The 26,410-nt window shown below is 56.5% G+C and carries 25 protein-coding genes and 1 tRNA gene; 14 read left to right on the top strand and 12 right to left on the bottom strand.

Annotation, left to right across the window (positions count from 1 at the left end; genetic code table 11):
- Positions 1-129 precede the first annotated feature (129 nt).
- On the top strand, positions 130-1,149 hold the full coding sequence (locus tag IEX04_RS08745) for a hypothetical protein (protein WP_188685149.1): 1,020 nt from the start codon (positions 130-132) through the stop codon (positions 1,147-1,149).
- Positions 1,150-1,269: 120 nt separating this feature from the next.
- Here the strand turns inward: IEX04_RS08745 and IEX04_RS08740 are convergent, their stop codons facing one another.
- Complete coding sequence (locus IEX04_RS08740) at positions 1,270-2,133, bottom strand: phosphatase PAP2 family protein (RefSeq protein ID WP_188685147.1); 864 nt, start codon at positions 2,131-2,133, stop codon at positions 1,270-1,272.
- 80 nt (positions 2,134-2,213) lie between these two features.
- On the opposite strand from IEX04_RS08740, the gene IEX04_RS08735 reads away from it, so the two are divergent.
- The 3 genes from IEX04_RS08735 (at position 2,214) to menD (ending at position 7,277) form a co-directional block, all read left to right on the top strand.
- Entirely contained in the window at positions 2,214-3,221 is a 1,008-nt protein-coding gene (locus tag IEX04_RS08735; protein ID WP_188685145.1) for an o-succinylbenzoate synthase, read from the top strand.
- Positions 3,222-3,332: 111 nt separating this feature from the next.
- On the top strand, positions 3,333-5,447 hold the full coding sequence (locus tag IEX04_RS08730) for a PhoX family protein (RefSeq protein ID WP_188685143.1): 2,115 nt from the start codon (positions 3,333-3,335) through the stop codon (positions 5,445-5,447).
- Positions 5,448-5,579: 132 nt separating this feature from the next.
- Entirely contained in the window at positions 5,580-7,277 is a 1,698-nt protein-coding gene (menD, locus tag IEX04_RS08725) for a 2-succinyl-5-enolpyruvyl-6-hydroxy-3-cyclohexene-1-carboxylic-acid synthase (protein ID WP_229677073.1), read from the top strand.
- A gap of 64 nt (positions 7,278-7,341) precedes the next feature.
- Here menD and IEX04_RS08720 read toward each other — a convergent pair whose 3' ends face one another.
- From IEX04_RS08720 to IEX04_RS08705, 4 genes are all read right to left on the bottom strand, one after another.
- On the bottom strand, positions 7,342-8,124 hold the full coding sequence (locus tag IEX04_RS08720) for an amino acid ABC transporter ATP-binding protein (RefSeq protein WP_188685142.1): 783 nt from the start codon (positions 8,122-8,124) through the stop codon (positions 7,342-7,344).
- A gap of 13 nt (positions 8,125-8,137) precedes the next feature.
- On the bottom strand, positions 8,138-8,929 hold the full coding sequence (locus IEX04_RS08715) for an amino acid ABC transporter permease (protein ID WP_096256971.1): 792 nt from the start codon (positions 8,927-8,929) through the stop codon (positions 8,138-8,140).
- Positions 8,930-9,026: 97 nt separating this feature from the next.
- A complete protein-coding gene (locus IEX04_RS08710; RefSeq protein ID WP_188685140.1) occupies positions 9,027-9,821 on the bottom strand; it encodes an ABC transporter substrate-binding protein in 795 nt (264 codons plus the stop codon).
- 156 nt (positions 9,822-9,977) lie between these two features.
- Positions 9,978-11,315, bottom strand: coding sequence for an isochorismate synthase (locus IEX04_RS08705; protein ID WP_188685137.1), 1,338 nt, complete (start codon positions 11,313-11,315; stop codon positions 9,978-9,980).
- 286 nt (positions 11,316-11,601) lie between these two features.
- Between IEX04_RS08705 and IEX04_RS08700 the strand changes: the two genes are divergently transcribed.
- Complete coding sequence (locus tag IEX04_RS08700; RefSeq protein ID WP_096256968.1) at positions 11,602-12,699, top strand: polyprenyl synthetase family protein; 1,098 nt, start codon at positions 11,602-11,604, stop codon at positions 12,697-12,699.
- Between the two features lie 63 nt (positions 12,700-12,762).
- On the opposite strand, the gene IEX04_RS08695 is transcribed toward IEX04_RS08700, so the two are convergent.
- Positions 12,763-13,140 carry an HIT family protein gene (locus IEX04_RS08695; RefSeq protein WP_308422410.1) on the bottom strand — a complete coding sequence of 126 codons (378 nt, stop codon included), beginning with the start codon at positions 13,138-13,140 and terminating at the stop codon, positions 12,763-12,765.
- Here IEX04_RS08695 and IEX04_RS19085 point away from each other — a divergent pair.
- Positions 13,105-13,278: a hypothetical protein gene (locus IEX04_RS19085; RefSeq protein ID WP_308422411.1), complete on the top strand. Its 174-nt coding sequence runs from the start codon at positions 13,105-13,107 to the stop codon at positions 13,276-13,278. The genes IEX04_RS08695 and IEX04_RS19085 overlap by 36 nt on opposite strands.
- On the opposite strand, the gene IEX04_RS08690 is transcribed toward IEX04_RS19085, so the two are convergent.
- The gene (locus tag IEX04_RS08690) at positions 13,275-13,709 is read right to left on the bottom strand and encodes a hypothetical protein (RefSeq protein WP_096256966.1); all 435 of its coding nucleotides are present in this window, start codon (positions 13,707-13,709) and stop codon (positions 13,275-13,277) included. The two genes, IEX04_RS19085 and IEX04_RS08690, sit on opposite strands and share 4 nt — an antisense overlap.
- A gap of 19 nt (positions 13,710-13,728) precedes the next feature.
- The gene (locus IEX04_RS08685; RefSeq protein ID WP_188685133.1) at positions 13,729-15,132 is read right to left on the bottom strand and encodes a PucR family transcriptional regulator; all 1,404 of its coding nucleotides are present in this window, start codon (positions 15,130-15,132) and stop codon (positions 13,729-13,731) included.
- 113 nt (positions 15,133-15,245) lie between these two features.
- On the opposite strand from IEX04_RS08685, the gene IEX04_RS08680 reads away from it, so the two are divergent.
- From IEX04_RS08680 to gabT, 3 genes are all read left to right on the top strand, one after another.
- Positions 15,246-16,844: a sodium-dependent transporter gene (locus IEX04_RS08680; protein WP_188685131.1), complete on the top strand. Its 1,599-nt coding sequence runs from the start codon at positions 15,246-15,248 to the stop codon at positions 16,842-16,844.
- A gap of 2 nt (positions 16,845-16,846) precedes the next feature.
- The gene (locus tag IEX04_RS08675) at positions 16,847-16,987 is read left to right on the top strand and encodes a methionine/alanine import family NSS transporter small subunit (RefSeq protein WP_096256963.1); all 141 of its coding nucleotides are present in this window, start codon (positions 16,847-16,849) and stop codon (positions 16,985-16,987) included.
- A 193-nt stretch (positions 16,988-17,180) separates the two neighbouring features.
- Complete coding sequence (gene gabT / locus IEX04_RS08670; RefSeq protein WP_188685129.1) at positions 17,181-18,521, top strand: 4-aminobutyrate--2-oxoglutarate transaminase; 1,341 nt, start codon at positions 17,181-17,183, stop codon at positions 18,519-18,521.
- 70 nt (positions 18,522-18,591) lie between these two features.
- Here the strand turns inward: gabT and rarD are convergent, their stop codons facing one another.
- Complete coding sequence (rarD, locus tag IEX04_RS08665) at positions 18,592-19,530, bottom strand: EamA family transporter RarD (RefSeq protein WP_096256961.1); 939 nt, start codon at positions 19,528-19,530, stop codon at positions 18,592-18,594.
- A 222-nt stretch (positions 19,531-19,752) separates the two neighbouring features.
- Here rarD and htpX point away from each other — a divergent pair, with 222 nt between their 5' ends.
- A complete protein-coding gene (htpX, locus tag IEX04_RS08660) occupies positions 19,753-20,616 on the top strand; it encodes a zinc metalloprotease HtpX (protein ID WP_096256960.1) in 864 nt (287 codons plus the stop codon).
- An 89-nt stretch (positions 20,617-20,705) separates the two neighbouring features.
- On the opposite strand, the gene IEX04_RS08655 is transcribed toward htpX, so the two are convergent.
- Entirely contained in the window at positions 20,706-21,194 is a 489-nt protein-coding gene (locus IEX04_RS08655; RefSeq protein WP_096256959.1) for a YajQ family cyclic di-GMP-binding protein, read from the bottom strand.
- Positions 21,195-21,359: 165 nt separating this feature from the next.
- On the opposite strand from IEX04_RS08655, the gene IEX04_RS08650 reads away from it, so the two are divergent.
- Together IEX04_RS08650 and trxA are read left to right on the top strand one after the other, a co-directional pair.
- Positions 21,360-21,441 (top strand) — tRNA-Tyr (locus tag IEX04_RS08650).
- Between the two features lie 141 nt (positions 21,442-21,582).
- Positions 21,583-21,954 carry a thioredoxin gene (gene trxA / locus IEX04_RS08645; RefSeq protein ID WP_096257081.1) on the top strand — a complete coding sequence of 124 codons (372 nt, stop codon included), beginning with the start codon at positions 21,583-21,585 and terminating at the stop codon, positions 21,952-21,954.
- Positions 21,955-21,985: 31 nt separating this feature from the next.
- Here trxA and IEX04_RS08640 read toward each other — a convergent pair whose 3' ends face one another.
- Complete coding sequence (locus tag IEX04_RS08640) at positions 21,986-22,951, bottom strand: DNA-3-methyladenine glycosylase family protein (protein ID WP_188685128.1); 966 nt, start codon at positions 22,949-22,951, stop codon at positions 21,986-21,988.
- A gap of 111 nt (positions 22,952-23,062) precedes the next feature.
- Between IEX04_RS08640 and IEX04_RS08635 the strand changes: the two genes are divergently transcribed.
- Positions 23,063-24,427, top strand: a complete 1,365-nt coding sequence (locus IEX04_RS08635) for a pyridoxal-phosphate dependent enzyme (protein WP_188685126.1) — start codon at positions 23,063-23,065, stop codon at positions 24,425-24,427.
- 27 nt (positions 24,428-24,454) lie between these two features.
- Positions 24,455-25,612, top strand: coding sequence for a cystathionine gamma-synthase (locus IEX04_RS08630; protein WP_096256957.1), 1,158 nt, complete (start codon positions 24,455-24,457; stop codon positions 25,610-25,612).
- A 66-nt stretch (positions 25,613-25,678) separates the two neighbouring features.
- Here the strand turns inward: IEX04_RS08630 and IEX04_RS08625 are convergent, their stop codons facing one another.
- Entirely contained in the window at positions 25,679-26,089 is a 411-nt protein-coding gene (locus tag IEX04_RS08625) for a hypothetical protein (protein WP_096256956.1), read from the bottom strand.
- Positions 26,090-26,410: the final 321 nt, after the last annotated feature.

The following is a 26,410-nucleotide window of genomic DNA, read 5'->3' as shown; positions in this document are numbered from 1 at the left end:
GTTGTATTTTTTGCAAGTCAACGCGGGTTTACTAGACTGTACTAAATACTTCGGCCGGAGGTTCTAGGTCGCAGCGACTACCGCGTACTGCCCAGGCGCGCACCGACGAGCGAGGACTAGACTATTTCCATGCCACACTACGAGGTCAAGCACCGCTCGTTACTTACCCTCTTGTTGGTTCTGCCGAGCCTCATAGTGCTGGGCACCCGGCTACTTCTAGGAACCAGTCTGCCGGCGATTACCGCGACTCACTGGTCGGGCAGCGCATACCCTGATGGATTCACCGACACGCGTGTTTTTGTCACTGTGTGCATCTCACTTGCCATTGGCGGTGCAGTTCTCGGATTTATTTCTTTCTCGCTGTCACACAAGCCAGTGCTCCATAGCCTCTTGCTCTTTGTTGGCGGACTCGCGGCATGGACTAGCGCCGGACTGTTCGTCAGCTGCGCGGTTCCTTCTGCCCTGGCCGGAGACCCGACGCAGGCACTGCTAAGCGGCGGTTTCACAGTACTGAGCATTGTGGCCTCATTGGTTGGTTTGCTTCCCGTCTGGATCGCCGGGGTGTATCAGCAGCATGCCAAGGAATCTCAGACCAAGCGGCGTCAGCGTGTGGCTCAGGCTCAGGGCCGAGATACTTCGGTACCTGTAGCAAACACAGCAACGACATCTTCCGCGCAGGGCTTCAACCAGACTGCCAGTGCCTCGTGGTGGTTTTGGCTTTTGGGCCTGTTCCCGCTGGCCATGGGCATCGTGATGTTGACCGTGTTGAAGGGTGATGATGAGTCAGAAACTCTCATCATGCTGATTTCGGGACCGCTTTTTGTCTTGATACTCACTCCACTGATTCTGGGTCTGTGCAAGATCCGCGTACGAATCACCGAAGATCAAGTACGTGTTTCGTCGGCAATCTTTGCTTTCCCACTACGAACCATTTCTGTAAATCAGATCAAGGAAGTCCGCAGTGAAGAAATCTTGCCGATGGAATGGAGCGGCTGGGGGTGGCGCTTCTTCCCGGGCGGCTCGGCGGTAGTGCTACGCCGGAGTGAAGGGCTGTCTTTTGATCTGGAAGATGGCAAGCGATTCGCGGTCACCATCCCAGATTCGCAGCGCGCGGCGGCGATTTTGCACTCCAAAATGAACCGAGTATAACTTTGCTGCCCGTAGCCTTGCGTGGCTAACCGCAGGGCTCAATGCCGGCGGATTGCCGTGCCGTAGCGGCAAGATGCGGCATCCGTTGTCTAAGACCTCAAGGCAGGCAGACTCTAAGGACTACACCTGAGGCTTCCGCATGGGCCCGGTAACCACCGAACGCAAACACAGGCTGGCAATGAGCGAAGCCACTGTCACATGAACCAAGCCGAGCACCGCATAGGTGATCAACAAAATATCCGGGATACGCTGGATATGTGGATGCGGCAGCCACATCGAAGCTGCCAAGACCAACACCCAGAGAACCAGACACGTGGCACCAGTCTTCCTAGACCAGCCGGACTCCCGAACCACTGGACCCAAGGGCTGGATACGTTGCAAGATCGCACTGACCAAGACCAGCCAGAAGGCGGCAATCATAAAGCCGCCGGCGATGTCACTGGGACGGTGCCAACCACAAACGAGCGTTGCCAATCCGGTCACGGTGGCAAAGATCCAGGCAATAGGTTGCACCACTGGGCGCAGTTTTGGCGGCGAAATCAGGTACATCAGTCCCATGGACGCCGCAGCCACGGTGGTGTGTCCGGAAGGGAAAGAGTTGCCCACGGTACCGAAGTTAAAATCGGGGCGTTCTAACAATAAGTGTTTAAGCAGCTGAGTGCTGAGCAACGCGGCAGCTACCGCGGCCACGGCGAGTGCGGCACGTAAGAAACTACGGTCGCGAATCACTCGATAGAGCAAGAAAATGCCGGACATTCCAGCACAAATCCAGGGTAAAAGATCCAAGAATTCACGCATTGGATCCAGTATTTTTGTTCGTGGCCACCATTGCGTCCAGCCAACAAAAGCCGCTTGGTCAGCCCATTGTCCAGAACGAAGCTGGACAAAGAACAGGTACTCGACGACAAAAAGCCCGGCGAGCAATGGCAAAGCCCACCACCAGCTCAGGTGGCGTGGGGAGCTTAGAATTGACCGCGGACTCATGACTCTAGAATGTCACATTTTGGTGTAGGTGCCCTATGAACCGGGTCTGTAAGCCTAGACACTATAGCTAGGCTTAGGGTATGAACTTTACTTTGCCACCGGTGGAAGAACTGATAGCCAACGCGCACGTAGTGCGCTTACCCATGAGGGTGAAGTTTCGTGGTGTCACCGAACGCGAAGCGCTACTCATTCACGGTCCTGCCGGGTGGGGTGAATTCTCGGCCTTTCTTGAATACGGCCCAGCCGAAGCCTCACGCTGGCTCGCCGCTGGCATTGAAGCCGCCTACACGGACTTTCCCACGCCCCTGCGCACCAGTATCCCGGTGAACGCCACACTGCCTGCGGTGCGAGCGAACCAGATCGCCGGTGTCCTAGCGAATTACGATGCACCGCACACCATCAAAATTAAGGTCGCCGAAAAGGGACAACATCTTGACGACGATATCGCTCGGGTGGCAGAGACCCGGCGACTGTTCCCAGACGCTGCGCTACGCGTGGACGCAAACACCGGCTGGGGAATCGACGAGGCGGTAAGCGCATTGCTGAAGCTTTCTGAATTCGACCTGCAGTATGCCGAGCAGCCTGTGCCTGGCATTGTTGGCTTGGCGCGGGTCCGTGAGCGGCTGCGCTCCCACGGGGTTGAGCTAAAAATTGCGGCAGATGAAGCGGTACGCAAACATTCTGATCCATTAGAAGTAGCCCGGCTGGGGGCAGCTGATCTGATGGTGATCAAAGCACAGCCACTGGGTGGGATCCAAGCGGTTCTCGACATCGCCGCGCAGTCCGGATTAGATGTTGTCGTTTCCAGCGCCTTAGATACCTCGGTAGGTTTAGCGCAGGCAGCCGCCCTCGCCTCGGCGGTGCCGCAGCTACCGTACGCATGTGGGCTTGCCACCGGATCGTTATTTGCCGAAGATGTCACCGCAACACCGCTGCTGGCCACCGCCGGACAGCTTCCGGTACGCCGGGTAGCTCCAGACGAAGACAAGTTGCGTACCTTGAGCGTTACTACCGAACGCAGGACCTGGTGGGAGCAGCGGGTCAGAGAGTGCTACGAACAATTGATGGCCCCAGAAAGCCACAATTAAGGTGTTTACCTCAAGTTAACCTGCACGTCGACGTTGGCTCATTTCCCAATGACAAGCTCAATTCGTTCGTTCCCCTGAACGTGAGCTAAAGAATGAGGAAGTGCCGCAGTTATGAATCCCATCCGTACCTTGTTGCCAATGCTGGGCCACACCCGCGGCGGACGCTCCGCAGCTACCTGCCACTTCAAATGTGGTGATGCTTGCGTCAAACCAGAGTGCAATACCTCGGGTAATAGCTACTTCAAGGATGTCGCAGATCAGGCACTATCTCGTCGAAACGTGCTGGGACTCGGTGCGGTTGGCGCCTCGGCATTGGTCATCGGCCCACAGTTGTTCGGTGCTCCGAACGCTGTAGCAGCACCATTGGTAGACACCGGCCGCGGCAGGGGTGGTCACCTGAAGTTTGACGCTATCGACCCGGTTTCACGTTCCGTGGACAATATGAGCGTCCCAGAAGGTTATGACTGGCACGCAATTATTCGGTGGGGAGATCCACTATTTGCTAACAGCCCGGAATTTGATTCGAAGAAGCAGTCGGCGAAGTCGCAGGCAATGCAGTTTGGTTACAACTGTGATTACCTGGACATCATTGCCGACAAGTACTCCGGACGCACCGGGGTGTTGGTAGCTAACCACGAGTATTCAAATGAAGACATGATGTTTGATGCAGCGTGGTTTGTCGCAAACACCGATGAAGCTCGCCGTATCGCCATGAACTCCCACGGCTTGAGCGTGGTTGAGATCAAACGCAAAAAGCATGATCAGCGGTGGACCTATGTAGTGGGCGGCGAACGTAACCGCCGTATCACGGCAAGCACCCCGTTTGCCGTTGATGGGCCGGCCGCAGGAAGCGACCTGCTCAAGACGGTTGCAGACCCTACGGGCAAGCTTGTCTTGGGTACCTTGAATAACTGCGCCGGCGGTACCACCCCCTGGGGAACAGTACTTTCCGGTGAAGAAAACTTTGATCAGTACTTCCAAGGCCGTGGAACCGCTGAAGAAGCACGCTACGGCATCGGTACCGGGGCAACAGACCGAGGCTGGGAACTAACCGACCCACGCTTTGGTTTGAACCATGCAGGCTACGAGAATGAAGCGAACCGTTTCGGCTGGATTGTCGAAATTGACCCGCAGAATCCGGATTCTACCCCGGTTAAGCACACGAGCCTGGGCCGATTTAAGCACGAAGGCGCGACCGTACGCATTGCCAAAAACGGCAAGGCAGTGGCGTACTCGGGTGATGACTCGCGATTCGAATACATCTACAAGTTCATTTCGAAGGATACCTACCGGAAGAACGATCGCCGGCACAATATGACCCTGCTCAACGAGGGTGACCTATATGTTGCCAAGTTCGCCGGAAACTCGCCGGCATCCGAATTTGACGGAAGTGGCCAGGTTCCTTCTGACGGTGCATTTGATGGCACCGGACAGTGGCTACCACTGGTACGCAACGGAAAATCCATGGTCGAAGGAATGAGTGTTGACGAAGTCTTGGTCTACACCCGATTGGCCGCAGATAAAGCTGGCGCCACCAAGATGGACCGTCCAGAGGATGTTGAACCAAGCCCGGTCTCGGGCAAGGTCTACGTCGCACTGACCAACAACACCGACCGTGGCAAGGACGGCAAGGAAGGCGCCACAGAGCAGAACCCACGTATCGCCAACCGCGATGGTCACGTACTGGAAATGACCGAGGCCGGTAATGACGCAACAAGCACCCGATTCACCTGGAATATCTTGCTTGTTGCCGGAGACCCACGAGTAAATGACTCCACCTACTTCTCCGGTTACCCCACCGACAAGGTATCTCCAATCTCGTGCCCAGATAACCTGGCCTTTGATTCGGCAGGTAACCTGTGGATCTCCACCGATGGTGCTCCCGGAGTCATTGGTCTGTCTGACGCTTTGCACAAGGTCAGCCTGCACGGCAAAGACCGCGGACGTGTTGAGCAGTTCCTCGCCGTTCCAACCGGCGCAGAAACCTGCGGTCCAGTGGTACACGATAAAGACAACTCGGTCTTTGTCTCGGTCCAGCACCCGGGTGAAGGCGGAAGCTTTGCCCAGCCAGCATCACTCTTCCCAGACTTCATCAAGTCGCCACAGTCTGCGGGTAAAGGCCAGTTCTACGGCCCACGCCCATCCGTGGTCCAGGTCTTCAAACAGGGCAAGGGCAACAACGGAAACAACGGCAATGGCAAGGGCAACGACAAGAACAAAGACTAGATAACGCCCTTCTAGACCCCGGTGCAGGAACTCAAGAACATCTTGAGATCCCGCACCGGGGTTTTTGTCTGTCACCTTCGGCATAGACTTGAACCGATACTTTCAAGGGATACTTCAGGGGTGAAGCACGGCGTGAGCGCACGGCACGAGGACGGACAACCAGCAATCGATACGGCCCGCCAAGTATTGGCAGGGCTCATCGTTGCAGGGGTGCGCGAGATTGTACTTTCACCAGGTTCACGCAGCGCACCACTGGCTTACGCCGCGGCCGAGGCTGAAGCCACCGGAGTGCTACGCATTCATGTACGTATCGATGAACGCTCCGCCGGTTTCCTCGCCTTAGGGCTCAGCCAAGGTTCACAGACCCCGGTGGCGCTTATCGCGACGTCGGGCACCGCCATAGGTGAGTTGTTACCTGCCATCATGGAAGCGAACCACACCGCAACACCGCTGCTGGTGCTCTCTGCAGATCGTCCCGACGAATTGTTAGGAACCGGGGCGAGCCAAAGCACCGACCAGAAACAACTTTTTGGTACTCATGTGCGTACAGTGCTCAACGTTCCCGCCGGGGCAGACCCGAGCCAAGCACTGACCGAAGCACTCTCAGCCCTTGCCGGGTCGGCAACGCGCCCAGGTGGTCCGGTACAGCTCAACTTACAGTTCCGTGACCCGCTGACCCCAGGGCCGACAGATACCGTGGCAAACCAGCGCTGGACCGAACTAGACGCTGCGTTGTGGCAACAGTCTGCGCAGCCGGTCAACTGGTCCGTACCTGAGGGGCTCGAAGAGCGACGTACCGTGGTGGTAGCCGGGCATGACACGGGCGGCGAAGCGCAGGCCTTTGCGCGACAGCTCGGACTTCCACTTTTTGCCGAACCATCTTCCAACGCGCGCTTCTCTGCCCACGCCATCGGGCATTACCGCCCCTTGCTCGCAGTGGGGGCAGCACAAATCGAGCGGGTAGTACTATTTGGACGCCCCACACTAAGCCGGCCGGTCGGCAGACTGCTGGCTGACCCGGCAGTGACTACCGCTATCTGGCAACCAACTCCGGTGTCCTGGTATGAGCCTGGCCGTCGCCGCGAAAGAATAATTAGCACTCCCACAGAGTTGCTCAGCTTTGCCGGCAAAGCACCAGAGCATTGGCTGCGCAGCTGGCAGGAACTTGACGCCCAAGCGCTCGCCGTCTGCGAAGAACTGTATGGCAGTGAGCAACTCACCGGGCCAAGCGTTGCTCAGACTGTGTGGAGCACCGTGAACGGGCCGCTGTTGTTGGGCTCATCTAATATCATCAGGGATTTTGACCTTTGTGCTGCCCCTGCTGCGGCCGCTTCAGGGCAGGTCTTTGCTAACCGGGGGCTGGCCGGTATCGATGGAACCATTTCTACGGGCTTAGGACTGGCGCTGGCCACCGGGAAACCAACGGTGAGCATCATGGGGGACATTACCTTCCTGCATGATGCCAGTGCGATGCTCTGGACTCCGGGGGAGCCGGCTCCAGATCTGGACGTGGTGGTCTATAACGATGGTGGGGGAGCCATCTTCTCCACCTTGGAACATGGGCAGGTCGCGGAGTCCGGGCGTTATGGGCAAGCGGTTGAACGGCTCTTCGCCACCCCGCAGAACGTTCAATTGCAGCCGCTGGCAATCGCCTACGGTTGGGACTATCAACAAGCAAGTACCCAAGCGGAATTGCGCCAAGTGCTACGTGCCCCCAAGCCGGGGAAACTGCGACTAATCGAAATCACCGCGGACCGCAGCACGCTGCGTAAAATGAACCTAGAACTGATCAGTCGCATCGCGGAGCTGCGCTGGCCGGCGGGAGCATAAAAAACTGTGGCGTGGAATCGGTAAACACCGATTTCACGCCCCAGTTTTTGATAGTTTCTAGAGCTTAGATATCCACGTGTGTTGGGTCAAGGACGCGTCGCAAGAAGTCCTGCGTACGCGGCTGCTGCGGGTTGCCAATAACTTCCACAGCTTTGCCTTCTTCCACCACTACGCCACCGTCCATGAAGACCACACGGTCTGCAACTTCCTTGGCGAAGCTCATCTCGTGGGTGACCACAAGCATGGTCATGCCGGATTTTGCGAGGTTCTTCATAATTGAAAGTACCTCACCGACGGTTTCTGGATCCAAGGCGCTGGTGGGCTCATCAAAGAGCATCAGTGTTGGTTCCATCGACAGCGCGCGGGCAATAGCAACACGTTGCTGCTGACCGCCGGAGAGCTGGTCTGGATAGCGGCCTCCAAAGTCACCCAGGCCTACCCGCTCCAGATTTTCCCGAGCCGTCTTTTCGGCGTCGTTCTTGCTGCGCTTGAGCACCTTGAGTTGTGCCACCGTGCAGTTTTCCAGCACGGTCAGGTGTGGGAAGAGGTTGAACTGCTGGAACACCATGCCTACATTTTGGCGCATCTTATCCAGGTTCACCTCCGGATCGGTGGTTTCGAAGCCGGCTACGTGGATGGTTCCACCATTAGGCTGTTCGAGCAGGTTGACGCAACGAAGCAACGTTGACTTGCCCGAACCTGAGGGGCCAATCAAACAGACCACTTCGCCTGGTTTGACGGTCAGATCGATGCCCTTGAGGACCTCATTTGAGCCGTAGGACTTGCGCAGTCCGGCAATGTCTACGCCGGAGGCTTTGACCCGAAGCTCATTGTTTGGAGTCGTCATTCTCTATTCCTAACTATCGCTGGGTCCGCGCGCTGCGTGACTCAAGTTTACGGGCAACCAGGCTCAACGGAATGGTGATAACCAGGTAGAACAGGCCTGCGACAACCAGCGGGGTGATACCGGCGTCAAGCGATGAAATGCCGTCGCGACCAAACTTGGTCATCTCGTACTGGGCGAATGATGCACCGAGAATGAACGCCAAGGAGGTGTCCTTGGTCAGCAGGATAATTTCGTTGGTCATCGGTGGCAGCACAATCTTGAAGGCTTGCGGGATCACGATGGTGACCATGGCCCGCCATGCTGGCATACCCAGGGACCGAGCAGCTTCAGTCTGCCCCTTAGGCACTGCCTGCAAACCTGCACGCAGGGTTTCTGCGATATATGCCGACGAGACCAGACCCAACGCGAACATCACGTTGACCGGCTGTGGCCAGTTAGTTCCGAATGCCTGAGGCAGACCAAAACCGAAGGCCAACAGCACCAGAATGGCCGGAATACCGCGGAAGAATTCAATAAATGCCGTGGCAAACCAACGGTAGGGTGCGAAAGACGCCATCTTCATCAATGCCAAAATCAAACCCAGAACGAGGCCGAAAGCAAAGGAGATTATGGTGTAGAAAATGGTGTTCTTTAGACCGATGAGGATCATGTCTGGGAACATCGGTCCCAATTTGTCGAAGGAGAAGAAGGCGTACGCCGTCTTATCCCAGTCCACGGCTGCGATGACGGCAACGATGGCGATGACAAAAATGCCTATTTGGATGGTCTTGCTCATGCGGGCGCGCTGACTCGTGGTCATTGCCATGCTGAATTACCTCTCATAAAGGGAGCGGGGATAGGCCCAACACCGTTGGTTTGCGGCCTATGCCCCGCTCGCTTTGAAAACTGTTAGTGGCGGAGGATTATTTCTCGCCGAACCACTTCACAGTTAGTTCTTCCATGGTGCCTGCATCGGTCAGACGCTTCAGGGTGCCGTTGACGAGGTCCAGGGTCTCGGACTTGTCCTTTGGAACCGCGACGCCTAGCTGCTCGCCGGTCTTGAAGTCGGCGACAACCTTGTAGCCTGGCTTGTCCTTGATGGTGTAGCCGAGCACCGACTGGTTACCCAGTAGTGCGTCAACCTGACCTGCAAGAAGCGCCTGGGTCTGGAGGCCCGCATCCTCGTAACCGATGGTGTCCTTCAGGCCCTGTTCCTTGGCGTACTTCTCGCCGGTGGTTGCCTGCTGAACGCCGACCTTCTTGCCCTTGGCGGACTCGATGTCGGTAACTCCGGACCCGTCGGCGGCGATCAAGACCAGATCATCGTCCATGTAAGGGGTAGAGAAGTCCATCTTTGCCTTGCGAGCATCGGTGATGGAGACCGAGGAGATTGCCACGTCGCACTGGACGCTGAACAAGCCGGATTCGATCGAGTCGAAGCTAGCATCGATGACATTAAGTTCCAGCTTGGCATCCGTGGCGATTTCTGCGGCGATGTCCATGTCGAAGCCGACGTTCTTGCCGTCCTTGACGAATTCGAAGGGCTCGTAAGGAATATCGGAGCAGACGGTGAACTTTCCGGCGTTGACCGGGAAGCCGGAGCTTGCCTCGTCGGAGGAGCTGTCGCTTCCGCCCGAGGAGCCGCATGCGGTCAGTGCTAGTAGTGCCACCGAGGAGACGGCGAGCGTTGAGACGAAGTTCTTCTTGATTCGACGCATAGGATCAGAACCTACTTTCGGTAATGCGAGTGGATCAGTGCGTAGGCACAATCATAACCACGGAGACACTAGACCGAGATTTCCATCACACAAGTCGGCTCAAGCGTAAGTATTACTTATGCTCAGAATCTGTGAAAAAACACCATGCACAAGACTCTATTCGGCCTGTAAGGCTTGACGCATCGGGCGCATTTTTGCCCAAGATTCGGCAAGTTCTGCTTCTGGCACCGAACCGGGAACGATGCCGCACCCGGCGTAGAGCCGCATCATGTTCTCGGTTTCCAGCATGCCGCCGCGCAAAGCGATGCCGAATTCTCCGTCACCACGGCTATCTACCCAACCCACCGGACCCGCGTAAGGCCCACGGTCTAGACCCTCAAGTTCACGAAGAAGCACCCCGGCCCGCTTAGTAGGGGTACCGCACACCGCTGCCGTTGGATGGAAAATCTCCGCGACGTCCAATGCGGAGGGCAGCTGCCCCTCGGCATCCGCGCGCAATTCGGCGCGCACGTCGCTGGCAAGATGCCAGACATTGGGTAGCTGCAAAATGAAAGGTTCTTCCGGGGACTGCATGCCGTGCGAGATCGGGTTCAGGGATTCGGTGAGCGAATCGATGGCCAGCTGATGCTCGTGGCGCTGCTTGGGATCTTCGAAGAGCTGCGCGTGGGCATACCCGGTAGCGTCTGCCCCGGCGGTGGCACGATCCAAGGTTCCAGCCAAGACACGCGCCTCGGCAAGTCCGTTGGTGACACGTACCAGCATTTCAGGGGTCGCACCTACCAAGCCATCTACGGCGTAGGTCCAGCAATTGCCGTACTGCTCGGTCAGCGTGCGCAACACGGAAGCCAGATCAATCGGGGAGCTGCTGCGGGCCACAATATCGCGCGCCAAGACCAGTTTGGAGATACCACGATCTTCAAACTGTCCCAGCGCCTTGGTGACGGCTTCCAAATAGGAACCTGCGGTGAGCTGTCCGGTGGTTAGTTCAATTTCACCCGGAGCGCTGGCCGCAATGGCGGCCTGCGCCAGCTTGACCTCGGCCAGCGCCAACGCGTCGGCAAACTGCATCCCGGCAAGCTTCTCGGCCGTGCCGGTCACGGTAATCCATGCATGCTCGCCATCTTTGCCGAGTACCACTTCGGGGATCACCAAACGTGAGGCGAAAGAGCTAGTGAAAGAAAAAGCGAAGGAACCGAAGGCCACCAGTCCACTGCCCGGTCGGGTGATCGGGTCCGTGATTTGTGCCAGCTTGATGATCTGCGCGAACCACGCCCGTGCCTGAGCGAAGCGCTCTTCACCTTGAGTATGGATTTGGGCGGCCACGCCGAATCCAACGAGGCCATTTCCATTTCGAGTCCACACCATCGCGTGGTGTCTTAAGGAGTCGGAAATAAGTGACTGCGCGGCATCCTGGAATTTGAAGGTGACACTGGTCAAAGCCGGTGCCGGGGATTGGTGCGCGGTGGGGGTGAGTGCGGTCGAATCGGCAGACATGATAGGGCTAAGCCTACCGCGGCGCACCCGCGTTGGTCAGCGCTAGGTGTTGCTGCTCACCCACGTGAGATGTAGCGGGTCGGTGCCGCACACTATGGATCAACCGGTAAACTCAGGGACAAATACAGTTCTGGTGCTCCGCCGGTCATCAACGGCGGTTGCGGAGTGCCCGAAGACGCTCAGTGGTAAGCATCGGCTAGAGTGAAGTTTGCGTGCATTTGGCATGCAAGGAGTCTTCGTTCTTTGCGATGACCAACCCGATGAAAGATAAGTAAGCCGTAAAACAGTGACTGATTCCAAGAGCAACTGGACCGCAGCCGGCCACGAGGTGTCCGACTCGATTGAGCTGAATCCTGAAACCGCGGTACTTGCTGCGGCCATAAGTCTTCCGTCGGGCTTCGCGCTGATTGCCGAAGACCCGGAGTTTGGCCCTGCCATCTCCGTGGGTATGGCCAAAGTTGAGAAGCTACTGCGAGACGCGATAGCCAACTCCGACCCGCTAATTGATGCCACCAGCCGTCACCTCGTCGAGGCCGGCGGAAAGCGTGTGCGCCCACTGTTGGTGCTGCTCACAGCACTTTTGGGCGACGGCATCAACGACGACGTGATCAAAGCCGCCGCAGTGGTCGAATTGACCCATCTGGCGACCCTTTACCACGATGACGTGATGGACTCCGCGCCGATGCGTCGCGGGGCACCCACCGCCCACGAGGTGTGGGGCAACTCCGTGGCGATCCTCGCCGGCGACTTGATCTTCGCCCGCGCTTCGGTCTTCGGATCCGAGCTTGGCCCAGAGGCCGTGCGCTGGCAGTCACGAACCTTCGAGCGGTTGTGCCTAGGCCAGCTGCACGAATCGATTGGGCCACGCGAGAACGACGATGCGATCACCCACCATATTCAGGTGATCAGCGATAAGACTGCCTCATTGCTGGCAACCTCCGGAGCCTTCGGCGCCAAGTTTGGTGGCAGCCCACAGTTTGTTGAGGTGCTGCGCGAGTATGGCGAAAAGGTCGGTGTGGCTTTCCAAGTTGCCGATGACGTCATCGATATCGCTTCCGAAGAATCAGATTCGGGCAAAACCCCCGGAACCGATCTTCGTGAAGGCGTCCCGACCCTCCCGATCCTGCTGTTACGTCAGGCAGCCGAGCACGGTGACACCCAGGCGCAAGCCGCGGTGAAGCTGGTCGATGCGGATCTAAGCACCGATGAAGCATTGGCACAGGCGGTCACCGCCGTAGCCGCGCACCCGGCAACTCAGGAAGCCTGGAACGTAGCCCGCCGGTGGGCAGATGATGCAATTCAGATTCTTGCGCCGCTACCCGAAGGAACTATCAAGCAAGCGCTGATTTCCTTCGCTGATGCGGTTGTCACCCGCGAGGCCTAAGTTTTAAACACCAACGCTGCCTGTTCTTCTTCCGAAGAGCAGGCAGCGTTTGTTTAAGTATTTTTAGCGAACCATGTCGGCGTCGGTCAGCCGGTAGGGGTGCTCGGCGGAGAATAAGGCGCTACGAAGCTCCAGAGCCTTGCGTGCGCGGTCTTCAACCGAGACCCGGTGGCGTAGCTGGCGGTACAGCTCATCGTCTGCGTAGCGCGGAAAAACATGCTGGTGATAATGCCAGACATGCTGATTGCCTGCAGGCTCGTTGTGTTGCCTGGTACTGGTGCCCGCGGGATTCCACGCCAACTTCATCGCCAAGGCAACCCGTTTGGTTTCCCACATGATGGCAGAACCCGTTTGCTCATCCAGATCATAGAGCGCCTCCAGATGGGCGGTGGGAATGATCATCACGTGACCGCCATAATTCCCGAAGCCATCACAAGCCATGATGGCGGCAACCAAGGGCGTGCGATAAATCAGGTCGCTTGGCGCGCACAGATTATCTGGGCTAAAAGGCTGGTCGTTGAGCAATTCGCAAAACGGGCACTGATAGTCCGTTGGTTCGTGGGAGCTATGGAGCACTAGTCATCCAGTTCAGCTGCTAGTTCTTCAAAGACCCAGCTGAACATGTCAAAGGTGAATTCGCTGAAGGTGCCTTCTTCGCTGGTCCATGTTCCCTTCGAGTTATTACGGCGGTAAACGATTGGATCTGGCACCGAAAGCTGGGAAGTTTTGAAACCCCACACGTATTTTTCTTCTTCGTCTTCTAGGAAGAGCAGGTATTCCCCGTCAATTTCTAGTTCTTCGGGATCAAAGAAGAAGTGGTAGGCCTCGGTGAAGTCTTCGTTGTTACCTACCGCGAGGTAGAACTCTTCGAGGACAAACGGAATCGAGACGCCGGACTGGGCTAGGCCCTCGGCCAGCTCCTCGGCGTTCAACCCGTCAGCTTCATTCCACTTGTCCTCAAGGTATTTCGGGACGAGGGAACGGAACTTCTCAAGAAACATGTCAGCCATGTCTTTATCCTATCGAGAATTAGCCCAGTTCAAGTGCGCTCAACGCGATCCACAGCTGGACCCGATCACTGGTGATGTTCGGATCGTATCCGGACAGTTCGGCGATTTGTTGCAATCGGTAGCGCACGGTATTGCGGTGCAACCCTAATGATTCAGCGACTGCGCCGACCGAACCATCACGATTTAAGTACTCGCGCAGTGTTTGTTCTAGATCTGAATCGTGAGTTGCATCAAATTTTCTGATGGGGCCTAAGGCCTCTTCGGCGAGGTCTTGGAGTGGCACATCACGTGCGGCAAGCAAGAGCGAGGTCAATGACAACTTATTTGGAACATTAACACGATCACCATGACTCAGTGCTTCCAAGGCCTCAAAGTAGCTCCAGCGGATGCCGGTGGTGTTTGGATAGCGTCCGCCATAACCTACCCGAGCGGTGATCCCGGCGTCGTCTAGATATGTATCCAAGCGAGCTACCGACGCCTGGAGCTGATTGTGCGCCACAATAATCGCTAGGCGATCCTCCACGATCACCGAAACCTGTGAGCTGAGTTCGGCCGGCAGCGGCAAGGCGTGTAATCGTTCTGGTTGAGCGGTGGTCTGGATGAGGATCACCGCATGCTCGCGCTTTGGGTTCAGCCCCAGGGCCCCGACGCGGACCGCCGCGTCCGCTCCGGTGAGGGTGCCCGCGGCGAGATCCGCTAGTACCTGCCCATTGGACTGACGTTCAGAGGAAAGTAGCCGGGCGTTATTGGCCACTTCCAAACCAACCAATGACTGCGCGTACTCGATGAGCGGGTCTGCCGCATAGGGCTTGGCGAGGTGCAAGACACATTTATCGCGGATGCCGGTGGCTACCGGCAGACTATTCCAATCGCGCTGTGGATCGAAGTCACCGCTGATGCATTCGCCATATAAGGTCAGTGCGACATGGGTATTGAGGATTCGCGCTAGTTCGCCAAGCATCGTTTGCAGATCTGAGGAGAGCAGCGCCCGCGTCAGTTTCTGGTGCGAACGTAGGAGGCGTTCGAGGCGTTTGAGGTGGTCGGCATTCAATGCCTCGGCGATCACCCGGGTGATCGCGGCAAAAGGAATTTGGTAGGGGACCTCAAAGACGGGCAACCCAACTTCATTTGCTGACTGTAGGATTGTGGCTGGAACATTTTTATGTCCCAGCCCGGTGCCGAATCCCAAAGCCACCACATCGTTCTCGGCAAGGGTTCTCACGAACTCGCGTTGACTTGCAGTAGTTTTTTGCCGGACACCCGTGGTGAGGACAATTTCACGGCCTGTGAGAAAATCCGCTGGGTTGAGAAGTTCGGTAACCGCGCCCCAGGTGATTGCGGTGTTGTTGGCTGTGGAATGATCGTTTAGTGGACGTAAGTCCAGCTCGTCAATAGCCAATAGGGCGCGTAAAGTGATTGCCATAAGGCAATTCTAGAGTGCTCGGTAAAGTTCCCGAAAAACTAACTTGTTCAGATACTGGACATTATTATCAAAAAATTGCCCATAATGTGAACTATTTAGGCTAGTTTAGTGCCATGAGCACTCCATCTTTGAAAAAGGGCGCTCCACTCGCTGAAGGCAAGCGCGAGACGTTCTCGTCGCGCAAGCTTTTTATTCTCTCGGCGATTGGTTCAGCCGTTGGACTGGGAAACATCTGGCGTTTCCCCTATGTCGCCTACGAAAACGGCGGCGGCGCATTCCTTATCCCATACCTTGTCGCAATACTTTGCGCGGGTATTCCACTATTATTTCTGGACTACGCGATCGGCCACCGCTACCGCGGTTCGGCTCCGCTGGCGTACCGCCGAGCCAGCCGCAAAGCAGAAGTGCTTGGCTGGTGGCAGGTTCTAATCTGCTTCGTCATCGCGATCTACTACGCGGCCATTATCGCGTGGGCCGCCATGTACTGCTGGTTCTCCATCACGAAGGCCTGGGGCGACGATGCCGCGACCTTCTTCATGGAAGACTTCTTACAGGTTGCCCCGGAGGCCGGTGTCTCCTTGGATATCGTCGGTGGCGTCTTCGGCCCAATGCTCGGCGTCTGGCTCGTGGCGATCATCATCATGGTGGCAGGCGTCAACAAGGGCATCTCGCGTGCCAACGGTATTTTCATGCCGTTGCTGATCGTGATGTTCGTGATCCTCGTAGTTCAGTCGGTCTTCCTGCCTGGCGCAATTGACGGCCTGAACGCATTCTTCACGCCGAACTTCGAAGCGTTGCAGAACCCAGGTGTGTGGGCTGCGGCCTTCGGTCACATCTTCTTCTCGCTGTCCGTAGCCTTCGGCATCATGGTCACTTACTCCTCCTACATGAAGCGCAAGAGTGACCTGACCGGTTCGGGTTACGTTGTAGCTTTCGCTAACTCCAGCTTCGAATTGCTTGCAGGCATTGGTGTCTTCGCAGCTCTTGGCTTCATGGCATACAACGCGAACTCTGCCGTTGGCGACGTAGCCACCAGTGGTATCGGCCTGGCGTTTATCGCCTTCCCGACCATCGTCTCGGCCGCACCATTTGGTTCGGTCATCGGCGTGCTGTTCTTCGGCTCGCTGGTCTTCGCAGGGTTGACCTCGTTGATCTCGATCCTTGAAGTAATCGTTGCCGCGTTCCAGGACAAGTTGGGCTGGAACCGCAAGTCCGCCACTTTGGTGGTTACCGTTCCGGTGGCGTTTATCTCGATGGTTCTCTTCCCGACAACCACGGGCCTCTACCTGCTGGACACCATGGACGCTTTCGTGAACCAGTTCGGCATCCTCGCATGCGCCTTGGTTATCGTGATTGTCTTCGGTGCCGGTCTGGGCATGTTGCCGCGTTTGGCTAAGCACCTGAACCGTCACAGCTCGATCAAGTTGGGTACCGGCTGGATGGTTCTGGTTGGCGGTGTGGGCCCGGCTGCGCTGGGTTACATGTTGATCAATGAAGTCCAGACCAAAATTTCCGAGTCTTACTCGGGCTACCCGGTCTGGTTCAACGGTGTCTTCGGTTGGGGCATGGCTGGTGCGCTGATTGTTGGCGCGGTATTGATGTCCTTGGTCCCATGGAGCAAGAAGTCTAAGCTGAATGATCCAGAATTTGAGGAACACCAGCAAAAAGTTGAGGCAGAAGAGTTGCCAGACCCAGTTGGAAAGGAGTACTAGCCATGAGTGGAATCGCAATTACCTTCATGATCATCTCCATGCTGACCATTTGGGGCGGCTTGGCGCTAAGCCTGTGGAATCTATCCCGCCATCCCGAGAAGCAGGATGACGATATAGAGCTCGCCCCAACGGGTAACGAGTAACCACAAAGTCATCTGGTCTCCACCCCGCGAATTCTAGATTCGTGGGGCGGAGACCTTTCTTGTGCAAGTGCACTATGAAGGTGGTTCATTTTTGTGCCGGTATTGGTAGATCGATACGAATCCCGGCCATAGTGTTCTATCTAGAGTCATACCGGCCGAACTAGAGCCGGATATTTTTTTGAAAGGAATCACGGTGGACGTTACTTACCGCATCGAGCAGAAGCGCCAGATTAATGGCGCCTTCCCAGGTCCAAAGTCCCAGGCACTGGCCGCCCGCCGTGCCAAGGCAGTCGCAGCCGGCGTTGCTTCTAGCCTGCCGGTCTACGCAGCCGATGTAGACGGTGGAATCATCGTTGACGTGGACGGAAATCAGCTCATCGACCTCGGCTCGGGTATCGCGGTCACTACCGTCGGTGCGTCGAACCCAGCGGTAGCCAAGGCAGTTGCCGAGCAGGCAGCTCGATTCACCCACACCTGCTTCATGGTGGCACCGTACGAGAATTACATCGAGTTGGCCGAAAAGCTAGCGACGATCACTCCGGGCCACTTTGAAAAGCGCGCAGTATTCTTCAACTCGGGCGCCGAAGCAGTAGAAAATGCGATCAAGGTTGCTCGCGTAGCCACCGGACGCCAGGCAGTGGTGGCCTTTGACCATGCCTACCACGGCCGTACAAACCTCACCATGGGCTTGACCGCCAAGGCCGCCCCCTACAAGCGTGGCTTCGGCCCGCTGGCTCCTGAGATCTACCGGATGCCAATGAGCTACCCATACCGCGAAGAAAACCCCAACATCTCAGGTAAAGAAGCCGCAGAGCGCGCAATCTTGGCCATGGAGAAGCAGATTGGCGGAGATCAGATCGCCGCGATCATCATCGAACCGATCCAGGGCGAGGGCGGCTTCATCGTTCCCGCCACCGGCTTCCTGCCACGCGTGGCTGAGTGGGCCAAGGAAAACGGCATCGTGTTCATTGCAGATGAAGTCCAGGCAGGCTTCGCCCGCTCGGGCGCATGGTTCGCCTCGGACATCGAAGGTATCGAACCAGATCTGGTGACCGTGGCTAAGGGCATCGCTGGCGGCATGCCGCTGTCGGGCCTGATTGGTCGCGCCGAACTATTGGACTCGGTCCACGGTGGCGGACTGGGCGGCACCTACGGTGGCAACCCTGTGGCCGTGGCTGCAGCGCTAGAGAGCATCAAGTTCATGGAAGAGCAGGATCTGGCCGGGCGAGCCCGCCAGATCGAAGAGCAGTTCTTCACTCGCTTTGGTGTTATCCGAAAGGAAATCTCCGCACTGGGTGACATCCGTGGACGTGGCGCAATGGTCGCCATTGAATTCGTCAAGGCTGGCGGCAAGGAACCAGACGCCGCACTGACGAAGAAGATTGCCGAGGAATGCCTCGCAGAAGGTGTTCTGATCCTCACCTGCGGTACCTACGGCAACGTAGTGCGCCTACTGCCACCATTGGTGATCAGTGACGAGCTGCTCAGCGAAGCATTTGACGTTCTTGAAGCGGCGATTCGCAAGCACGCCTAATTCTTGAGTAAATAATTCGGGGGCTGGTTCTAAACGAACCAGCCCCCGCGTTATTTAATGAATGAATTGTTCAGCTGACTTTTTTGGGTTCAGGCCCCGGGCCAACACGTGGGGTACGCACCATGTCCAAAACAATGAGTACTACCGCTACCCAGACCAGCGCGAAGCCAATCCAACGCTCCGCCGGCATTGACTCACCGAATACCAGTAGGCCCAGGATGAACTGCATAATCGGTGCCAAGAACTGCAAGGAACCTAAGGTGCTCAGTGGAAGACGACGGGCCGCTCCGCCAAAGAGCAGTAGCGGTACAGCCGTGATAATGCCACTGATGGCGAGCAAGGCAAAGGTTGGGACATCTACGGAGGTAAACACCGAGGTGCCGTGGAACATCGTCCAGCCCAAGAAAATGAGTGATAGCGGGGTCAGCAGTAGCGTTTCCATGGTGAGCGCACCCAACGCGGTGCCACTTTTGCCGACCTGATTTTTGACCAGTCCATAGAATCCAAAGGAGAAAGCCAAGCCCAAGGAGATCCAGGGGACCCGGCCCAAACCGACCGTCAATACGATCACTGCAAGCGCGGCAACGGCCAAGGAAAGCCACTGCAGGCGACTGAGCTTTTCCTTCAAGACGATCACGCCCAGGACAATCGCGACGATGGGGTTAATGAAGTACCCCAACGAAGCCTCTAAAACGTGGCCGGTGAGTATCGCAAAGGCGTACAGCGTCCAGTTCACCGCAATCAGAACGCTGGCAAGGCCGAGTCTGCCCACCGTTTTGCCGTCTCTGAACATGCTGATGAACAGACGAATCTGTTTGGTGGCTAGCAACAGCAACATACAGAAGATCAGCGAGAAAACGATCCGCACAGCAACAAATTCAAAGGCTGAGATCTGCGGTAAGAACAGGAAGTACAGGGGGAGTAAACCCCAAATGAGGTACGCTGCGGTGCCTTGGATCAGGCCCAAGGAATGTTCGGAGCGAACTGGTTTATTGCTGCCGGAACTCATGAGTTATTCGTGTCTTCTTCCGCCATGTCTTGAAAAGTTCACGCGATCCGCAGACCCGCGCATTATCTGTTGATCGTATGTCCCGCAGCGCCTCACAGTCACACTAGGTGATAGTAGTCACCTTAGGGCCCGCGCAGCGACTCGTCGGGGAACAAACCTTTCGGGCCGGTCGTTCAAATACACTAAAGGTATCGGGATTACGGACACGGGGAGTGGACCTAAGTGCATAAACATAACAATGGTTTTAAGACTGCGCTATTGCTCGGCGGCATGTTTGCCCTGTTGCTTGCGCTCGGCTCGCTCATTTCCGTCGGTAGCGGCAATAGTTCCTTTATCTGGATCTTTGCGCTGGTCGGTCTGGGTACCACTGCCTACGGATACTGGAACAGCGATAAGATCGCGCTGCGCTCTATGCAGGCCTATCCGGTCACCGAGGCGGACCAGCCAGGCATGTACCGCATTGTCCGTGAGCTGTCGATCAATGCGCAACAGCCGATGCCGCGCCTCTACGTCTCGCCAACTACCTCACCTAATGCTTTTGCCACCGGCCGAAACCCGGAAAACGCCGCGGTCTGCTGCACGGAAGGGATCTTGCAGCTGCTCGATGAGCGTGAACTGCGCGGAGTACTGGGCCACGAACTAATGCACGTATATAACCGTGACATCCTCACCTCCTCGGTGGCCGCCGCGGTAGCAGGCGTCATCACCTCTGTTGCACAGTTCATGTTGTTCTTCGGTGGACGCGATAACCGCAACGTTAATCCCATCGCGTTGATTGCTATGTCCTTGTTGGCCCCGCTGGCCGCCTCGATGATTCAAATGGCAGTCAGCCGTACCCGCGAGTTCGACGCGGACGAAGATGGTGCCAAACTCACCGGTGATCCACTGGCGCTGGCTAGTGCTCTGCGCCGCTTGGAGTCGGGCATCAGCGCCGCCCCGCTGGCACCCCAGGATCAGAAGCTGGTCAACAGCTCACACCTGATGATTGCTAACCCTTTCGGTTCGCGTCTGAAGCAGATGTTCTCCACACACCCGTCGATGGATGACCGGGTGGCTCGACTTCAAGCGATGGCACGCGGGCAGTAATAGCTTGTGAAACAGCAAAGGGCGTCGTTGCCAAGAGTGGCAACGACGCCCTTTATGCGTGTGGCTTAGAAGCCTTACGCGGTGTGCGTCTAGCGGAAGTTCACAAACTGTAGGTCTGCTTCGTCGAAACCACGAAGCAGCGTCATAGTGGCCTGCAAGTCATCGCGGGACTTCGATGATACGCGCAGCTCATCACCCTGAATGGTGGACTTGACTCCCTTGGGTGCCTCATCACGAATGAGCTTGTTGATCTTCTTGGCAACATCCTGAGCAATACCCTCAACGATGGATGCTTCGATGCGGTATTCCTTGCCCGATGCGTAAGGCTCGCCGGCGTCCAAGGACTTCAGGGAGATGTTGCGCTTGACCAGCTTGGACTGGAAGACATCCAGTACAGCCTTGACGCGCTCTTCAGAGTTCGCCTTCATCAGGATCTTCTCGCCGCTGAAATCAACTTCTGCGCCGATGCCCTTGAAGTCGTATCGCTGGACGATTTCCTTCTGAGCCTGGTTCATTGCGTTGGCGACTTCTTGACTGTCTACCTTGCTGACAACATCAAATGTGGAATCGCTAGCCATGTGATTTCTCCTTGGTGTTCTACGGGTCCAATTCGCTTCATAGCCTACCGGTTTAGCGAGAAGAATTTCGGCTGTGATCAGGCTTACATCAAAAATGCCCCTCTCGATTTCACAAGCTACAAAAACTCCTGTAGAGTTATTTCTCGTTCCGACGTGAACAAACATGGCAGATTACCCGAGTGGCCAAAGGGGGCTGACTGTAAATCAGCTGGCAACGCCTTCACTGGTTCGAATCCAGTATCTGCCACAGATAACTCCCAGATCGAAAGATCTGGGAGTTTTTTGCATCCCGGAGACATTACTTAAAAGTCTTGAATTTTGTGCTTTGCTACTGCGTCCAATCTCTCCAAGCTACGTACTTGCGGATAAATTCAGATACCGTGTAGGCATGGCAACTAAAAATGTGAGCGAAGCAGAATTCGCCCAGCTGATTGCAGACAATGACATTGTGCTCGTTGATTTCTGGGCAGCGTGGTGCGGTCCTTGCCGTCAGTTCGCCCCGGTTTATGAACAGACTTCGGAAAAATTCCAGGATGTCGTGTTCGCCAAGGTTGATACCGAAGCGGAGCAGGGTTTGGCACGAGCAGCTAACGTGACCTCGATTCCTACCGTGATGGCGTTCCGTGAAAAGGTCCTCGTCTTTTCGCAGCCTGGTGTTTTGAACCAGGCTCAGCTTGAAGATCTAGTCACCGCGGTGAAGGGCATTGACATGTCTGAGGTACACGCGCAAATCGCCGAGGAAGCTGCACAGGCGGAGTAATACACAAAGCACTATTAATAGCTTCGGGCTGCTAACGACCTCGGTGATCTAACGGGGCGTAGCGTGGCCCGAAGCTTTGTTTTTTCTGTCCCGAAAGCTGCAACAGCCGGATCACCCGTTGCCGATGATCCGAAAAAGGCTGAAGAAGCTCAAGCATCTTCAGATCATCAACCCGACGCCCAATAAGTACTTGGCCGACAAAACCAGCCAGATGGTAATCGCCAACGGAAATATGGTCGGGTGAACCATGCGAACGTTGCAAGGTTTCTGCCACAGTCCACGGTCCGACGCCCGGCAAAGATAACAGTGCTGACTCAATCGTTCCTGCGCCTGAAGTATGGGGCTTTTCTGCTCTCAGATCTCTGGCAGCCCACCATTCTAGACGGCTCGCCGCCACCGCAAGCCTGCCTAGGGCTTGTGCGCGTTGTTGTTCTACTCGGGCGGCCTGCCAGTCCCACCTTTTGAGCCTTGCAAGTTCTTCGGGGCGAGGAAAAAGCGCTAGTCCCTGCGGTGCCGGCCCCGGAGCAGGACGTCCATGGTGCCGGATCAGCCAACGCCAGGCATAGTTCGCTTCGATGCCGGTGACTCGTTGTTCGAGGATAGCCCCGGCGGCGTGGTCAAAAATTCTATTGGTTCGCGGCAGCACCAAGTCGCGGTGTAGTACACGTTGATGCTGGACCAACTCGGGCAAAGAAGAAAAAAAATCCGGCTCATCAAAGCCAGACCAATCATCGGAGGCACCCAGGAGATCCGGTGCGTGCTTGATGGCCCAGGGTGCCCCAGCACCCCACGCTTCACAGTGTGCGGCAGAGTTCAGCGAGTGTTTAGTGATGCGCAACGTGGCATCGCCGAACGGGCTGGCGAACGCCAGCCAGGCCTCGGCTTCGGTTAGCCGGATCGTTGGGTCGCCCAGACCACGACGCAAAATCCCTAACGACTTCTGCAGACTTACCGGACGCTGCGGGTCGTAAGAGCCGGTCATGGCATCAAAGTGCATACTGTCAAAACCCTTCCTCTCACTAACATTTCCCATACTTTCACGCTATTGCATGACGCAAAGCTACGTACCGCCACGACATGTGTGACAAGCGCCGGTAAAGTTCTTGACATGAAGTATGCGTCTACAGTTCTAGATCTGATTGGCAACACGCCACTCGTCAAACTCAATCGGGTGACCGACGGTATCAAAGCCACCGTGTTGGTCAAGCTGGAATACCTGAACCCGGGCGGATCTATCAAGGATCGCATTTCCTTGAAAATGGTTGAGCGTGCCGAACAAAGTGGCGAATTGAAGCCTGGCGGAACTATCGTCGAACCAACCAGTGGCAACACCGGTGTGGGGCTGGCGATGGTGGGTCAGCTCAAGGGATACAAAACAATTTTTGTCACTCCCGACAAGGTGGGCGAAGAAAAACGCGATGTTTTGCGAGCCTACGGCGCCGAGGTGGTGGTGACGCCGACAGCGGTCGCCCCAGAATCTGAAGAATCCTATTACGGCGTCTCGGACCGGCTGGTCCGCGAGATCGACGGCGCATACAAGCCAGACCAATTTTCTAACCCAGCAGCTCCCGATAGCCACTTCGAATCAACCGGCCCAGAAATCTGGAACGACACCGACGGCTTGCTCACCCACGTAGTAATTGGTGCCGGCACCGGCGGAACGATCACCGGCACCGGACGTTACCTGAAGCAAATATCTGCTGACCGAGCCAGCGGCCCGGTCAAGGTGATTGCCGCAGACCCAGACGGTTCGGTGTACTCCGGCGGTACCGGACGGCCATACTTTGTCGAAGGTGTCGGCGAGGACATGTGGCCAGGCAACTATGATCCGGCCGTACCCGATGTGGTGGAGCCGGTCAACGACGCAGAGTCCTTCGCGATGACGCGCCGTCTGGCCAAGGAAGAAGGGCTGCTACTTGGCGGCTCTTCGGGTATGGCGATTGTCGCCGCGCTACGTGTGGCTCAAAACTTGAGTGAAGACGACGTCGTGGTGGTCATTGCTCCCGACGGTGGACGCGGCTACCTGGCAAAGATTTTTAATGACTCGTGGATGCTGACCCAAGGCTTCACCGGAGAAGAAAACATGAAGCTGGCGCAAATTGCTCGCGCATTGGCCACTCAGCCACAGCCAACTGTGAGCGCAGAAACTACCCTGGCCGAAGCCGCAAAGAAGCTGCGCGAGTCCGGAGCCGAAGCACTAGTGGTTGGCACCGCGCAGTTACCTGCACGTATCGGAGAGATCCGTGCGGTGATCGGTGCAGCCACGCTCACCGACGCCCTATTGGCCGGGGCCGAAGCTACCAGCACATTAGCTGAGCTCGAACAGCTTCCCATCCCACTGCTGGGCGTCGGCGAAAGCCTAGACCGTGCCCAGGAACTACTTGCCACGCACCCGGCGGTCTTGTTGACCGACGGTGGCGAAATTCAGGCCGCGCTGACCGCGTCGGACCTGCTGGCCTACGTAACCCGCTAAACATTGACTCAACAGGACAGGAACGTCATGACCGAAAACATTCAGGGATCAAACACTCGTTTCGTACACGCCGGACAGGAATTTGAACCGCACACCGGCGCCGTCGTCCCACCGGTACATTTCTCCACCACTTATGCGCAGGAAGCCATCGGCAAGTTGCGCAACGGCTACGAATACGGCCGCGGAACCAACCCGACCCGTGACTCGCTGCAGGCACAGCTAGCCGGTGCAGAACTGGGCAAGCACGCTTTTTCCTTTAGCTCCGGTCTGGCCGCCGAAGATTCACTGATCCGTGCAATCCTGCGCCCCGGCGATCACATTGTCTTGGGCAATGACGCATACGGTGGATCCTTCCGCCTCATTGACCGCGTCCTTGGTGCGTGGGGCATTGGCAACACTCCGGTGGACATGTCCAATGAGCAGGCATTAACCGCTGCAATTGAAAAGAACAAGGCCAAGCTGGTTTGGGTTGAGACTCCTTCAAACCCAATGATGACCATCACCGACATTGCGAAGGTCGCACAAATCGCGCACGCCGCAGGCGCACTGCTGGTCGTTGACAACACCTTCGCCAGCCCATTCTTGCAGCAGCCGTTGACCCTGGGCGCAGATATCGTGGTGCACTCCACGACCAAGTACATCGGTGGGCACTCCGATGTTGTTGGCGGAGCGGTCATCGTGAAGGATGATGAGCTGGCCGAGAAGATCGGATTCATCCAGTTTGCCGTAGGTGCCGTCTCGGGCCCCATGGATGCCTTCTTGACCACTCGTGGTCTGAAGACTCTGGGTGTGCGCATGCGCGCACACAACGAAAACGCTGAAAAGGTGGCCCACTGGCTACGTGAACGCAAGGAAGTTGAGCGCGTGCTCTACCCAGGCTTCGAAGATCACCCAGGTCACGACATTGCCAAGAAGCAGATGAGTGGTTTTGGTGGCATGGTTTCCGTGCAGTTCTCCGGTGGTGAGGCTGCCGCGCGTAAGATCGCCGAAAGCACCAAGCTGTTCACGCTGGCAGAGTCCCTCGGCGGAATTGAATCGCTGATGAACTACCCATCGGAGATGACCCACGCGTCGGTCAAGGGCACCGAGCTGGCAGTTCCGGTAAACCTGCTTCGTCTGTCGGTAGGAATCGAAGATGTTGCAGATCTGATCGATGACTTGGATCGTGCTTTCGGCGCGTTGTAAGCCATAAAATACTGTGGGGCTCGTGAACCAATTGGTTCACGAGCCCCGCAGTTTTTAACGCCGGAATTATTTTTGTCTGGTTTTCGGTGAGGTGAGTTTGAAGTATTTGATACTTGCCGGGGTCCACATCAGCAGCACCGCGAGAAGCACCACCGCGGCGAGGATCGAATACCGTCCCATGCGCAGCAAAGTGGGTAGAGCCGCGATTAAGCCAATCCAAGTCAGTTGGGCGCGTGCGGAGCGTTCGCCCTTCCACAGTCGTACGGCTAAGAAACAGATAGTTATTCCGGCCACGGCCAAGAGCACTACTAGTGCCAGCGGGCCAAGATCTAAGGGCCGAACATCGAAGACATCGAAGGCCAGATTCGCGGCGAAGCCTAAAAAGAGCACCCCGGCCAAGATCCAAACGAACCGCGAAATGCGCAAGGCACCGGGTGTTGGCAGGGTATTTGGCGGGGGAGTTACGGGCTTTTTCACGTCTCCCAGCCTAGCGTCAAGACCTAGTGTTACGGCCCACTTTGCAAGCGGTGCCCGAACTCACACGGCACCCACGCTGACAAATGAGCCTACTTGTCGATAGTATTAGGTGTTCGCGAACATCAGGGTTTCCTTGCATCTAGCCCAATTTTTGAGGCAAGAGCCTTCTCGTGTTGTATTTCTTCCGCCAAGTGTGTGCGCGGTTTTTATGTCATAGGGGAGCGCTTGATGAGCGTGAGTAGTTTTCTTACTGTGTAGCCTATGCGTCGTTCTTAAATTGGGGACGGGTAGGCCCTCCCCAAACGAATGAGGTAATTCTTC

The sequence above is a fragment of the Glutamicibacter ardleyensis genome (assembly GCF_014644555.1).
GTDB classification, from domain to species: domain Bacteria; phylum Actinomycetota; class Actinomycetes; order Actinomycetales; family Micrococcaceae; genus Glutamicibacter; species Glutamicibacter bergerei.
The sequence above is the reverse complement of the archived record's forward strand: the minus strand, read 5'-3'. Positions and strand labels throughout refer to the sequence as shown.

Coding starts and splice junctions, on each gene's coding strand:
- IEX04_RS08740 (WP_188685147.1), bottom strand. CDS start 2,133: ATGAGTCCGCGGTCAATTCTAAGCTCCCCACGCCACCTGAGCTGGTGG.
- IEX04_RS08690 (WP_096256966.1), bottom strand. CDS start 13,709: ATGGCTGACATGTTTCTTGAGAAGTTCCGTTCCCTCGTCCCGAAATAC.
- IEX04_RS08730 (WP_188685143.1), top strand. CDS start 3,333: ATGAATCCCATCCGTACCTTGTTGCCAATGCTGGGCCACACCCGCGGC.
- IEX04_RS08655 (WP_096256959.1), bottom strand. CDS start 21,194: ATGGCTAGCGATTCCACATTTGATGTTGTCAGCAAGGTAGACAGTCAA.
- IEX04_RS08635 (WP_188685126.1), top strand. CDS start 23,063: ATGAAGTATGCGTCTACAGTTCTAGATCTGATTGGCAACACGCCACTC.
- IEX04_RS08705 (WP_188685137.1), bottom strand. CDS start 11,315: ATGTCTGCCGATTCGACCGCACTCACCCCCACCGCGCACCAATCCCCG.
- IEX04_RS08680 (WP_188685131.1), top strand. CDS start 15,246: ATGAGCACTCCATCTTTGAAAAAGGGCGCTCCACTCGCTGAAGGCAAG.
- trxA (WP_096257081.1), top strand. CDS start 21,583: ATGGCAACTAAAAATGTGAGCGAAGCAGAATTCGCCCAGCTGATTGCA.
- rarD (WP_096256961.1), bottom strand. CDS start 19,530: ATGAGTTCCGGCAGCAATAAACCAGTTCGCTCCGAACATTCCTTGGGC.
- IEX04_RS08640 (WP_188685128.1), bottom strand. CDS start 22,951: ATGCACTTTGATGCCATGACCGGCTCTTACGACCCGCAGCGTCCGGTA.
- IEX04_RS08715 (WP_096256971.1), bottom strand. CDS start 8,929: ATGGCAATGACCACGAGTCAGCGCGCCCGCATGAGCAAGACCATCCAA.
- IEX04_RS08720 (WP_188685142.1), bottom strand. CDS start 8,124: ATGACGACTCCAAACAATGAGCTTCGGGTCAAAGCCTCCGGCGTAGAC.
- IEX04_RS08710 (WP_188685140.1), bottom strand. CDS start 9,821: ATGCGTCGAATCAAGAAGAACTTCGTCTCAACGCTCGCCGTCTCCTCG.
- IEX04_RS08735 (WP_188685145.1), top strand. CDS start 2,214: ATGAACTTTACTTTGCCACCGGTGGAAGAACTGATAGCCAACGCGCAC.
- IEX04_RS08685 (WP_188685133.1), bottom strand. CDS start 15,132: ATGGCAATCACTTTACGCGCCCTATTGGCTATTGACGAGCTGGACTTA.
- IEX04_RS08675 (WP_096256963.1), top strand. CDS start 16,847: ATGAGTGGAATCGCAATTACCTTCATGATCATCTCCATGCTGACCATT.
- IEX04_RS08745 (WP_188685149.1), top strand. CDS start 130: ATGCCACACTACGAGGTCAAGCACCGCTCGTTACTTACCCTCTTGTTG.
- IEX04_RS08695 (WP_308422410.1), bottom strand. CDS start 13,140: ATGGCTTGTGATGGCTTCGGGAATTATGGCGGTCACGTGATGATCATT.
- IEX04_RS08630 (WP_096256957.1), top strand. CDS start 24,455: ATGACCGAAAACATTCAGGGATCAAACACTCGTTTCGTACACGCCGGA.